The following is an 11,719-nucleotide window of genomic DNA, read 5'->3' on the forward strand; positions in this document are numbered from 1 at the left end:
CGATTTGGTGCCTGAAAAGTTACGCCGACTTCTGGCACGAAATCGACATCATGTCAATTTGGTGCCGGAATCTAATAAAAATATTACGGCACTAAATCTACATAATGTCGTTTTCGTGCCTGCGATCTGTGGCGAAATTCAGGCACCAAATCGACATCGCAACATCCACGGCTGCCCGTCGTTCCTTCCACCATGCGCCTCCTGCTCATCACACTGCTCGCCCTCACCTCTCCGCTCTTTGCTCAAAAGATTGCCACACCGCCGCCGACGAAGCCGCCGTTCGAGGCCGTGGACATCACGAAGCTGCCGGAGGGAGCGACGCAGCTCGATCTATTCCTACTCATGGGCCAGTCGAACATGAAAGGCCGCGGTTTGATGCCGGCGGAGCCGAAGCGTGATCCGCGCATCGTTATGATGCATCTCAAAGACGATCAGTGGTATCTCGCGCGGCATCCGCTGCACCTCACGGGCGATACGAAGACCTTCCAAGGTCATGACAATGCTGGTGTCGGCCCTGGGCTGACCTTTGCGGAGGCGATGGCGGCTGCGAATCCGAAGGCGGCGATTGGTCTGGTGCCTTGTGCGGTCGGTGGATCATCGATCAAGCTCTGGCAGAAGGGTGCGAGGCTCTACGACGAGGCCCTGCGCCGTGCGGAGCTGGCCCTGCACACCACTGCGCCGGCGAATGCCCGCATCCGCGGCGTCATCTGGCTGCAAGGCGAGGCAAACGCCAAACCCGAGGAACTCCCGCAGCACGCCGCGCGCCTCCGCGCGATGATCGAAGCGCTGCGTGCCGATCTCGCATTGCCGGAGTTGCCCTTCATCGCCTGCACCATCGGCGAGATGAAAGGCGAGCCTCTGCTGACGAATCTGAAGGCGATGAATGACATCCTCCTCGCGCTGCCGAAAACCGTGCCGCACACCGCCTGCGTCGATGCGCGCGATTTGAAGACGCACATCGGCGACGCCGTCCACTTCGACACCGCCGCGCAGAACGAGATCGGCAAACGCTTCGCCGCGAAGTTCATCGAGCTGAGCAAGCCATGAAGCATGACGCCAACGATCAAACCACCGGCATCATTGGCATGGGTCTGATGGGCTCGGCCTTGATGAAGATGACCGGCGCGGATCGTGGCTGGGATGTCGATTTGACGCGTTGCGTGAATGCATCGCCCCCTGCGCATCCCGACAAAGGACGAGGTCGAGAAAGCGCGTGACGTGACGAAGCAATCGAAGTTGTTCCCGCACATGGAGACGATGGAGCAGGTCTATGCGCGCGAGACCGTGCTGCTCAGCGAATTCCCGCCGCAGGTCTCCGCGCCGCTGCAAGTGCTCAAGATCGGCGACCTCCGCGTATCGGCGATCCCCGCCAAAGTCTTCGTCGAGAGTCTCGATTCAGCAATCGTGCCATGAGTGAAAATACCTCACCCCGGCCCACCTGTGACGGCGAAACCGGGGTGATGATAAAAATCACGCTGGAGCAGCGGACTAGGCGCTGCGCTTCAGGTAGTACTGCTGATAGACGTTTTCGTTGAGCTTGAGCTTGGCGCGCAGGCTGTCCACGCCAGCAGGTTCGCCGCTGAACTGGATGTTCACGAAGTGACCGGCCTCAACGTGGCGCGGGTTGAAGGGGAACTTGCGTTTGCCCATGTTGTCGATCTGCTCGAGTTTCAGGCCGGACTTTTCCATGTCCTTGCTGATGGTGCTGACGAGAGCGTCAACGGTTTCTTCTTTGCCTTTGGTGTCGAGCACGATGAGTGCCTCGTATTTGCGGTTCATAGGTGGTGCGGGTGGGGGTTAGGATTCGGGTTGTCGGTTGAAGAGATTCATGGCGCTGTCCAGGCCGCGTTCAACTGCGGATAGCACGGCATCGGCGGCACGCTTGATGACCGCTTGCAGCGCGGGCTGCTCCTCGGCGCTGAATTTGCCGAGCACATGGCCGACCATGCGTTCGCCGGCAGGACGACCGTCGGCAGGGGCGATGCCAACCTTCAAACGTGGAAAATCCTGCGTGCCAAAGGCGGCAACGAGGGAGCGGATGCCGTTGTGGCCGCCAGGGGAACCACTGTTGCGGAAACGCATGCGGCCGAGCGGCAGATCGACATCGTCGTACACCACGAGCGTCTGCATGGGCGTGGTTTTGTAGAAATGACCGACGCTTTGCACTGAACGCCCGCTGTCGTTCATGAAGGTAAGCGGTTTGAGCAGATGACCGCCGGTGAATTTCGCCACGAGGCCGGTCCAGCGCTTTTCTTCGCGGAAAGCGGTGCCCAAGCGTCGTGCGATTTCGTCCAGCACCATGAATCCAATGTTGTGACGGGTGTCGCGGTAGGTTTCGCCGGGATTGCCGAGGCCGACAATGAGGCGCGGCACATTTAAGCCGCTGCTCGTTGAGTCCGCGCCGGAAGCCACATCGTGGAAAGGGTGCGGGGCTTACTTCTTGGCAGCAGGCTTGGCGGCGGCGGCGGGAGCAGCAGCTTTGGCACCAGCGGCAGGTTTCGCACCAGCCGCAGGAGCGGCAGCGGGGGCAGCACCAGCGGCAGGAGTTGCAGCGGCGGTCGGCTCAGGCTCGGCCTCCACCTTCGGTTCTTCACACATGACGATAACGACATCACCACCGAGGCGGCAGGTGACGCCTTCGGGGAATTTGATTTCTTTGATATGGATGCCCTGATCGATTTCGAGATGCGAAACATCGATCTGGATGCTTTCCGGCAGATCTTTTGGCAAGCAGCGCACTTCCAGTTCATGGTGGATGGCCTCGACCATGCCGCCCTGCTTCTGACCTTTGGCTTCGCCAACGATGACGACCGGGACGTTCGCATGAATTTCCTCGTCATGCGCGATGGCATGGAAGTCGATGTGCAGGATGCCGCCGCGCAAATAGTCGTGCTGCACTTCCTGAACGAGGGCGAGCTGGTCCTCGGCGAGGCCGGCGATCTTCAAGGAGACGAGGATGTTGTCCGAGGCGCTGCCTTCAAGGAGCTTCGAGAAAGTCTTGCCGTGTACCTGGATGTTGGCGGGCTTCACCTTGCTGCCATACAGAGCGGCGGGGATGGTGCCTGCCTTGCGCATGCGTTTGGCGACACCTGTGCCGGAGGCGGTGCGGACTTCTGCTTGGAGATCGAGAATTTTAGCCATGGTCGGTGTTCCTCTGCGGAGAGATTGGTTTTGGAAAAAGGGCGCGGAGAATACACGCCTACCCCCGTGTGTCAAACAGCGATGTCACGGACTCATTGCCATGGATACGGGCGATGGCCTGAGCCAGCAGCGGCGCAATGTCCAGCGCGGTGACCTTGTCCCCGCTGGCCTGGGGCACCGAATTGGTGGCCAGCAGCTCCACAATGGGTGATTTGGTGATGCGGGCGTGGCCTTTTTCCCCTAACACCGCATGTGAAACCCCAGCGTAGATTTTTTTGGCCCCATGCTTCAGCAGCAGGTCGGCGGCGGCGGTGAGCGTTCCGGCGGTTTCGGTCAAATCATCGACCAGGAGGACATTTTTGCCCGCCACATCGCCAATCACGCTGTGCGCCTCGACTTCCTCGGCGCTGACGCGATTTTTCGCCACGATGGCCATCGGTGCGCCGAGTGCCTTGGCGAAGGCGTGGGTCATTTTGATGCCACCGACGTCGGGCGAGACGACCACGAGGTCTTCAATACCGCGTTCGCGAATGGCCTTCATCAAAACGGGTGCCGCATACAAATGATCGACGGGGATGTCGAAGAAGCCCTGAATCTGACCGGCATGCAGATCCATCGTCAGCACGCGGTTCACGCCAGCGGCGACAAGCAGATTCGCCACGAGCTTCGCCGTGATCGGCACGCGGGGGCGATCTTTGCGGTCCTGGCGTGCATAGCCAAAAAATGGCAGCACTGCCGTGATGCGTGCAGCACTGGCACGACGCACAGCGTCCACCATGATGAGCAGTTCCATCAGGTTCTGGTTGGTCGGCGGGCAGGTCGGCTGAATGATGAAAATGTCGCTGCCCCGGATGTTCTCGTGGATTTGCACAAAGGTCTCACCGTCCGGGAAGGTGGTCAGCTCGGCGGCGCACAGCGCCATGCCCAGGTTTTTGGCAATGGCCTGCGACAGCGTCGGGTGCGCGGAGCCGCTCAGAATCTTCAAACTTTCATTCATGGGGCGCGGAGTTAGGCGAGTCTGTCACAGAAATCAACCCATCGCGTGTTGCCGTGTCCCGCGGCGGGTGAATCCCGGCAATTTCTCCTAGCACTGGCGAAAATTTTGCTGTTTAACTGGCTGCGATTCCCCCGTCCTTCATGAACGATCCCACCAACCCCGCACCCCCGCCGAAAACCACCGGCGGCAGTGGCTGGCGTTGGGAGCCGCCAGAGCCAGAGGAACTACAGCGCATGCTGCCGCAGTATGAAGTGCAGATGCTCATCGGCCGTGGCGGCATGGGCGCGGTTTATCGTGGCGTGCAGCTCAGCCTGGAGCGCAAAGTGGCGATCAAACTGCTGCCGCCTGCGATCGAACAGCAGGACACCGCCTTTGCCGAGCGCTTCAGGAATGAAGCGAAGCTCATGGGCCGCATGAACCATCCCGCCATCGTCAGCGTGTATGACTTCGGCCGCACCACCGACGGCCAGCTTTATTTTGTGATGGAGTACGTCGATGGCACCGATGTGCAGCGCATGATTGCGCGCGAAGGCAAGCTGCCGCCGGAGCATGCGCTGGCCGTGACGGCCCACTTGTGTGATGCGCTCGGCTACGCGCACAAGCAGGGCATCGTGCATCGCGACATCAAGCCCTCGAACGTGCTCATCGACTCCGATGGTCGTGTCAAAGTCGCCGACTTTGGCCTCGCCAAGCTAACCGACAAAACACTGAACACCGGCCTCACGCAGACTGGCATGGCGATGGGCACGCCGGATTACGTCGCGCCGGAAACGCTCACCCTCGGCGTCGAAGTCGATGGCCGCGCGGACATTTATGCCGTGGGCGTCATGCTCTATCAGATGCTCACTGGCGACATTCCGCGCGGCATGTTCAAGATGCCGTCGCAGAAGTTCCAGAGCATCGATCCGCGCTTCGACGCCATCGTGCGCCGTGCGCTCGAACACGATCGCGAGGAGCGCTATCAAAGCAGCCACCAACTGCGCATCGACCTCGACGTGATCCTCACCACGCCACGAGCGGAGCATGGCCGGGAATCCAGCGCCGTGGTGCCCAAACAGGCCACGCCACCGCCTCCCGGCCGCACCGTCGTTCCCTCCGCACGCAGTCCAGGATCAACGCAGCAGCGCCGCCCGCCCCCGCCACCTGAAGATCTGCCGCTACCTGCACCGCCGCCGCAGACCTCCACGCTTCCTTATGTCATCGCCGCTGTGCTCATGCTCGCCGGCGGTGCCTGGTTCATCTTTCAAAACAAACATGTGCCCGTCGAGCCGGCGGCAGAAACCACCCCCCCTGCGACAACGCCGTCAGCCTCGACCACGTCTCCCACCACGCCCGAGAAACTGCCGCCCCCTTCGATGACGCCTCCGGCCACTCCGCCGACAGTCAAACCGACCCCCAGCATCAGCACGAGCAAGCCTTCGACCACCACGCCGCTCACTTCCCCCAAGATCACGCCCCCCGTTCCACCCGCGATTCCCACTGACGTCACCAAACCTGTCGCCGATCGCCTCGCCGTGCTGGAATCGCAGTTTCAAACCGCGTTCGAGCGCGATGTGAACACCGCCTATGCCGATCAGATCACCACGCTGGGCACCGGTTACGCCGCCGCGCTGGACCGCAGCATGACGGAGGCCAGCAAAGCCGGCCGACTTGATGAAGCCATCGCTCTGCGCGAGGAAAAGCAGCGCTTCACCACGCACAAGTTCATGCCGTCCATCGACCCCTCCGGCCTGCACAGCGCCGTGGTGAAACTGCGCAACACCTACCGCAGCGCCGAGAAGACTTACGCGCAGCAGAAAGACGCCGCCTCCCTGCCGCTCTACGACCGCTACATTGAAGTGCTCTCCGCCTTTGAAAAAGAGCTGATCGCCCAGGGCCGCAACTCCGACGCCTCCCGCGTCCGCACCAAACGCGACGATGTCGTCTCCCGCCGCAAACAACGCGCCGCCAAAGTGCCCGGTGCCGCCGCGCTGCCGCAAACCGTTCCCAGTGTTGCCAAACTCACCCTCTTTGATGGTCAGTCACTCAACGGCTGGCGTATCGTGGGCGACGCCGATTCATTCACTGTCATCGCCGGCGAAATCCGCAGCAACAAGCGGCCCGGCAACCTCATCTATGTTGGCACCAATGGCATGGCCCCCCATGTGGAAGGACTTCACTCTCGATCTCAAGATCAAATGCGAGGACCGCTCGAACTCCGGTGTCTGGCTGCACATTCCTGATGCCACCACCATCATCAATCGCAAGGTCACCGCCTTTGAAGTGAATATCGACAGCGGCAAGGGTGGGACTGGAGTTATTTTTGGCGCTGTGGACATCAATTCCGGCAAGCCGCTCTCAAGCACCCTGGATAACGGTTTTTTTGGCTCCAGAACCACGCCCGAGTTCCAGCCCGGGCAGTTCGAGTGGGTGTCCATGCGCATTACCACCAGATCGGGCTTGGTCACCGTTTGGCTTGATGGCGATCAGGTTAACCAATGGTCTTTGCCGGCAGGTTGGGCTCCACCACCGGCCAGGCAATACGTTCAGACCTTCCAAGGCACCATCGGTCTGCAATCCATGAGCGGCACCGTCGCCTTCAAGGACCTCACCGTGGAACTGCTTTGAAACAAAGCGCCCCGTCACGACGCGAAGCGTAACGCATTCCCATCATGCCCTGGCTCCACCTCATCATCGCCGGACTCCTCGAAATCGCGTGGGCCGTTGGTTTGAAGCAGACCGACGGCTGGACGCGGCTGTGGCCCAGCGTGATCACCGCGCTGCTCATGATCGCCAGCTTCTTCTTCCTCTCGCTCGCGTTGCGTGCATTGCCGATGGGCACCGCCTATGCCATCTGGACCGGCATCGGTGCCGTCGGCACCGCGTTGATTGGCATTTACGTCTTTGGTGAGCCACGCACCGCCGCACGCCTTGTCTGCATTGTCCTCATCGTCGCCGGCATCGTCGGTTTGAAACTCACCAGCGAGTCACAGGCGTAGATTCACAGGAATTTCTTCGTCATTCGGGAATTCGTCATTCGTCATTACCCCCTGCATTGACAATCCTCCCTGCCACTCCTTCATTCCCACCATGACCCCCAGCCAAACCGCCGATTTTCCTTCCATCATCGCTCCGCACGCCAGCTACCTGGTCCCCACCGTCATCGAGACCGAAGGCCGCAACGAGCGCGCCTACGACATCTACTCCCGCCTGCTCAAGGACCGCATCCTTTTCCTCAGTGGCGAAGTGAACGACACGATGGCCTCCATCATCATCGCCCAGCTTCTCTTCCTCCAGATGCAGGATCCAAAGAAGGACATCAACATCTACGTCAACAGCCCTGGCGGCAGCGTCACCGCCGGACTCGCCATCTATGACACCATGCAGTTCCTCACCTGCGACGTCTGCACCTACAGCATCGGCCTCGTCGCCAGCATGGGCGCCGTATTGCTCGCCGCCGGCACCAAAGGCAAGCGCTACGCCCTCCCAAACTCCGACATCATGATCCACCAAGTCTCCGGCGGCGCACGTGGCACCGCCAGCGATGTCGAGCGCACCGTCGAATACATGTTCAACCTCAAGAAGCGCCTCAACCGCATCCTCGCTCATCACACCGGCAAATCCGTCGAGCAGATCGAGCGCGACGCCGACCGCGACAACTACATGTCCGCCGCCCAGGCCGCCGAATACGGCCTCGTGGACAAAGTCCTCACCAGCAGCCGCGACATCGCCGCCCTGGCCGCTGGCGAGGCAAAGTGATTGCGGTGCTGGAGTGATGGAACGCTGGAGTATTGGAGTTTGGTTGATTGGGTCGGCCCACCACTCCATTACTCCGTCACTCCATCTCTCCAAGTCCCATGCAACTCGGCTTCGTCACCGCCATCCTCCCCGAACTCGCGTTCGAAAACGTCCTCCAGTTCGCCCGCCACGAGAACTTCTCCACCATCGAGGTCATGTGCTGGCCTGTCGGCAAGGCCGAGCGCAAATACGCCGGCGTCACGCACATCGACGTCACCTCACTGACGAAAACCAAGGCCCACGACATCCTCGGCCAGTGCCAGGATCAAGGCGTCAGCATCAGCGCCCTCGGCTACTACCCGAACATGCTCGATCCCGACGCCGAAACCTCCCGCTTCGCCGTTTCGCACTTCAAGAAAGTCATCGCCGCCGCTCCCAAGCTCGGCTTGAAACTCGTCACCGGCTTCGTCGGTCGCGACTGGACCCAAACCGTCGATGAAAACTGGCCGCGCTTCCTCAAAATCTGGAAACCCATCATCCAGCACGCCGAAGCCCACGGCGTGAAGATCGCCATCGAAAACTGCCCCATGTCCTTCACCCGCGACGAATGGCCCGGCGGTAAAAATCTCCTCACCACGCCCGCCATCTGGCGCAGAGCCTTCAACGACATCAACTCGCCCAGCTTCGGCCTCAACTACGACCCCAGCCACTTCATCCTCCAAGGCATGGACCCGCTCAGCCCCCTCGCCGAGTTCAAATCCAAGCTCTTCCACCTCCACGCCAAGGATGTGAAGATCAACCACGCCGCCCTCAACGAAGTCGGCCGCTTCGACTTCCCCCTCAACTGGCACCAGCCCAGAATCCCCGGCTACGGCGACATCCACTGGCCCCAGTTCATGGCCGAACTCATGCGCATCGGCTACGACGGCCCCCTCTGCATCGAAGTCGAAGACGACACCTTCGGCAAAACCCTCGAAGGCCGCATGCAGGCCCTCAAAGTCGCCCGCAACGTCCTCGCGCCGTTCTTTGGATGATTTCAGGCGCTTGCCATCGCCGCCGCATCTCGTAATCTTGGCGTCATGGAATCCGTCGTTCACCGCCTCGCCCGCTCACCCCGGCTGGGCCTCATCTACCACGAACTGGACACGCTCTGGCAGCGCGAAGTCCTGGCACGGCAGGCGTTCTACGACGGCATCGAAGACGGCGTTAAAACCGAGTTCATCAACGGAGAAATCATCATGCACTCACCCGACCGCGCCGCACATGTGATGGTTCGCAAGAATCTCACGAACCTGCTCAACAATCACGTCATGGCCAACGGCCTCGGGCTCGTCGGCGATGAAAAAATGCTCATCTGCCTCACCCGCAACGACTACATGCCCGATGTCGTCTTCTTCGAGCCTGAAAAAGCCGCCAAGATCACCCCGGAGCAGATGCAGTTCCCCGCGCCCGATTTCGTGGCCGAAGTGCTCTCACCCAGCACCAAACGCCGTGATCGCGGTGTAAAGTTCGACGACTACGCCGCGCACGGCGTCGAAGAATACTGGATACTCGACCCCGTGGCCGAAACCGTCGAAATCTTCCACCTCAGCACCACCGGCAAATATCTTCCCGCCGGCAAGATCAAAGGCGACCAGGAGGCCCGCAGCCTCGTCATCAAAGGCTTCAAGGCCCCCGCCCGCGCCTTCTTCGATGAGGCGGCGAACCTCGCCGCGCTCAAGAAGCTGCTGCGTTGATTCAATCCACTGGGTGAAGCCTCTTGCTCGCGTCATCCCTGGTGAATCGCAGCTCGGCTGTGCCCACAGCACTTCGCAGATGCAGCAGATTGGTCTGATCTTTGAAAAGGTCGCCAAAAAACCTGTGTTGCAGCGTCTTGTCAGCCAAACCTTCCGGTAGCGCGATTTCAAAAAACAACGTCACCGCCGGATCGCCGCTCTTCTTTGATTCCTCGTCAATCTGACGGCCCACCCACTCGATCTTGCCCGCTTTGCCCGCTGCATCCGTCACCACGAAGGTTTTAACGAGGTAGGCGAGAATCTGCGCGTCAAACTCGGCGGCGGGCGTTTTGTCGAGGCGCATTTCGCGCTCGCTCTGGCGGATGAGGGCCGTTTCGAGGTCGTTGATGAAGACGGTGAGGCTGACTTCGAGCTTCTTCGTCGTCGGATTGTATTCCGCCTCGGCGGTGGATTGATGGATTGAGTGCGCGTGGAGACTGGTGACCGCAAACATGAGAGCAGTAAAGAGGCGGAACGCAAAGTAGCCGTCATCGCTCCGCGTGACGAGCCGGGGGCGTTGTCGAAGCGACAGACTTCCGAGCCACGCCATGATCTGTTGAGTCGTTGTCATGAATTCTCGAAGCTGGGCGTGCTTGCGGGGCACAAGGCTCATCACGCGGAGCGGTGATGGCTACTTTGCCTCTGGCTTCGTCAGCTCCCGCATCGGATTCGGGGCTTTGTCGTCCTTGAAGAGCTGGAACTTGCTCTTCACCGGACGGCGGGGCCAGAAGTTGTTCTCCACATCAGTGTCCACGAGTTCCTGGTGCGGGTCGAAGGTGATGGATTTGAGCTCCTTTTTGGTGAAGAGCAGTTTGGAGGCCTTCTCGGTGTTGAAGCGCCAGATTTCCGGCGGGAGTTTCAACTCCTCGGTGCTGCCGTCGGTGTATTCGACCTTCAGGATCACCGGTGTGACGAGTCCGCCGACATTGCGCAGGTCGATGGAGTAAAAGTTGTGCTTCGTTTGCAGCAGTTTCGGGTCGATCTCCTCCTCGTTGAGATCTTTGATGAGCGTCTCGAACTTCTTCTTCTCGCTCGGCAACACGGTGGTCTTGTCGAAGCTGTCGTAGAAGTCCTTCAGCTCGGGGAAACGGTCCACACGCTTCGAAAGCGGGTAGTTGCGCTCGCGCGTGGTGGTTTTCGGCAACTCGTCCTCTTCCTGCTTCTTTTTCTTCTTCTCGATCGCGGGATCGCGCGTGTCGAGCTGCAGCCACTTCACTTCATCAATCGCCACATCGACGTGATCGACGCTGTAGAACCAGCCGCGCCAGAACCAGTCGAGATCGACCCCGCTGGCGTCCTCCAGCGTGCGGAAAAAATCGCTCGGCGTAGGCCGCTTGAACATCCACCGTTTCGCGTAGGTCTTGAAGGCATGATCGAAGGCCTCACGGCCGAGAATGTGCTCACGCAGGATGTTCAGCGCCACCGTCGGCTGGCCATAGGCATTCGGGCCGAGGTCGGCGATTGACTCGCTGTTCGTCATCACCGGCACACGGTCCGTCGTGCGCATGTAATCGACCATGCCGCGCTCATTGCGGCGGTGCTTCCAGTCGTTCTCCCATTCCTCTTCGGTGAGGTATTCGACGAACGAGTTCAGCCCCTCGTCCATCCACGTCCACTGCCGCTCGTCGCTGTTCACGATCATCGGGAAGTAATTGTGCCCCACTTCATGAATCACGACGCCGATGAGCGCATACTTGGTCTTTTCGGGATAGGTGCCGTCTTTTTCCGGTCGTGGGCCGTTGAAGCAGATCATCGGGTATTCCATCCCGCCCACCGGCCCGTTCACCGACCACGCGACGGGATACGGATACGCGAAAGTGTAGCGCGAATAGACCTGGATCGTGTGCGCGATGGCATGCGTGGAATACTTGTCCCACAGCGGCATGCCCTCCTTCGGGTAAAGCGACATCGCCATCACCGGCTTGCCATTCACACTCGCGCCCTCCACCGCCATCGCATCCCAGGCGAATTTGCGCGATGAAGCGAAGGCAAAGTCACGCACCTTGTCGGCCTGAAACACCCACGTCTTCTTGCCCTTCGGCTTTCCCTTCTCTGCTGCCTTCGCTTCTTCCGGCGTGACGATGAACAT

At 60.3% G+C, this 11,719-nt stretch carries 15 protein-coding genes; 9 read left to right on the plus strand and 6 right to left on the minus strand.

What is annotated here, in order from left to right; genetic code table 11:
• The first annotated feature begins 192 nt into the window (after positions 1-192).
• From ACKVY0_RS15545 to ACKVY0_RS15555, 3 genes are read left to right on the plus strand one after another with little or no spacing between them, the layout of a single operon-like run.
• Positions 193-1,047, plus strand: a complete 855-nt coding sequence (locus ACKVY0_RS15545; protein ID WP_409215736.1) for a sialate O-acetylesterase — start codon at positions 193-195, stop codon at positions 1,045-1,047.
• Positions 1,044-1,217: a hypothetical protein gene (locus tag ACKVY0_RS15550; RefSeq protein WP_409215737.1), complete on the plus strand. Its 174-nt coding sequence runs from the start codon at positions 1,044-1,046 to the stop codon at positions 1,215-1,217. The genes ACKVY0_RS15545 and ACKVY0_RS15550 overlap by 4 nt, the downstream gene beginning before the upstream one ends.
• Positions 1,165-1,413: a hypothetical protein gene (locus tag ACKVY0_RS15555; RefSeq protein ID WP_409215738.1), complete on the plus strand. Its 249-nt coding sequence runs from the start codon at positions 1,165-1,167 to the stop codon at positions 1,411-1,413. The genes ACKVY0_RS15550 and ACKVY0_RS15555 overlap by 53 nt, the downstream gene beginning before the upstream one ends.
• Before the next feature lie 75 nt (positions 1,414-1,488).
• Here the strand turns inward: ACKVY0_RS15555 and rpsF are convergent, their stop codons facing one another.
• From rpsF to ACKVY0_RS15575, 4 genes are read right to left on the minus strand one after another with little or no spacing between them, the layout of a single operon-like run.
• A complete protein-coding gene (rpsF, locus tag ACKVY0_RS15560) occupies positions 1,489-1,779 on the minus strand; it encodes a 30S ribosomal protein S6 (protein ID WP_409215739.1) in 291 nt (96 codons plus the stop codon).
• Between the two features lie 18 nt (positions 1,780-1,797).
• Positions 1,798-2,373 carry an aminoacyl-tRNA hydrolase gene (gene pth / locus ACKVY0_RS15565; protein ID WP_409215740.1) on the minus strand — a complete coding sequence of 192 codons (576 nt, stop codon included), beginning with the start codon at positions 2,371-2,373 and terminating at the stop codon, positions 1,798-1,800.
• 60 nt (positions 2,374-2,433) lie between these two features.
• The gene (locus ACKVY0_RS15570) at positions 2,434-3,141 is read right to left on the minus strand and encodes a 50S ribosomal protein L25 (RefSeq protein ID WP_409215741.1); all 708 of its coding nucleotides are present in this window, start codon (positions 3,139-3,141) and stop codon (positions 2,434-2,436) included.
• A 58-nt stretch (positions 3,142-3,199) separates the two neighbouring features.
• Positions 3,200-4,138: a ribose-phosphate diphosphokinase gene (locus ACKVY0_RS15575; RefSeq protein WP_409215742.1), complete on the minus strand. Its 939-nt coding sequence runs from the start codon at positions 4,136-4,138 to the stop codon at positions 3,200-3,202.
• A 140-nt stretch (positions 4,139-4,278) separates the two neighbouring features.
• Between ACKVY0_RS15575 and ACKVY0_RS15580 the strand changes: the two genes are divergently transcribed.
• The 6 genes from ACKVY0_RS15580 (at position 4,279) to ACKVY0_RS15605 (ending at position 9,591) form a co-directional block, all read left to right on the plus strand.
• Positions 4,279-6,360, plus strand: a complete 2,082-nt coding sequence (locus ACKVY0_RS15580; protein ID WP_409215743.1) for a protein kinase domain-containing protein — start codon at positions 4,279-4,281, stop codon at positions 6,358-6,360.
• The gene (locus tag ACKVY0_RS15585; RefSeq protein ID WP_409215744.1) at positions 6,281-6,745 is read left to right on the plus strand and encodes a DUF1080 domain-containing protein; all 465 of its coding nucleotides are present in this window, start codon (positions 6,281-6,283) and stop codon (positions 6,743-6,745) included. The genes ACKVY0_RS15580 and ACKVY0_RS15585 overlap by 80 nt, the downstream gene beginning before the upstream one ends.
• Positions 6,746-6,789: 44 nt before the next feature.
• A complete protein-coding gene (sugE, locus tag ACKVY0_RS15590; RefSeq protein ID WP_409215745.1) occupies positions 6,790-7,116 on the plus strand; it encodes a quaternary ammonium compound efflux SMR transporter SugE in 327 nt (108 codons plus the stop codon).
• Between the two features lie 91 nt (positions 7,117-7,207).
• A complete protein-coding gene (locus ACKVY0_RS15595; RefSeq protein ID WP_409215746.1) occupies positions 7,208-7,876 on the plus strand; it encodes an ATP-dependent Clp protease proteolytic subunit in 669 nt (222 codons plus the stop codon).
• A gap of 98 nt (positions 7,877-7,974) precedes the next feature.
• Entirely contained in the window at positions 7,975-8,889 is a 915-nt protein-coding gene (locus tag ACKVY0_RS15600) for a sugar phosphate isomerase/epimerase family protein (RefSeq protein WP_409215747.1), read from the plus strand.
• Between the two features lie 45 nt (positions 8,890-8,934).
• Entirely contained in the window at positions 8,935-9,591 is a 657-nt protein-coding gene (locus ACKVY0_RS15605; RefSeq protein WP_409215748.1) for a Uma2 family endonuclease, read from the plus strand.
• 1 nt (position 9,592) lies between these two features.
• Here ACKVY0_RS15605 and ACKVY0_RS15610 read toward each other — a convergent pair whose 3' ends face one another.
• Both ACKVY0_RS15610 and ACKVY0_RS15615 read right to left on the minus strand, forming a co-directional pair.
• The gene (locus tag ACKVY0_RS15610) at positions 9,593-10,201 is read right to left on the minus strand and encodes a DUF6702 family protein (protein ID WP_409215749.1); all 609 of its coding nucleotides are present in this window, start codon (positions 10,199-10,201) and stop codon (positions 9,593-9,595) included.
• Positions 10,202-10,261: 60 nt separating this feature from the next.
• A partial coding sequence (locus tag ACKVY0_RS15615) for a M1 family aminopeptidase (protein ID WP_409215750.1) occupies positions 10,262-11,719 on the minus strand: 1,458 nt, incomplete at its 5' end.

Source organism: Prosthecobacter sp., assembly GCF_046154365.1.
Lineage (GTDB): Bacteria > Verrucomicrobiota > Verrucomicrobiia > Verrucomicrobiales > Verrucomicrobiaceae > Prosthecobacter.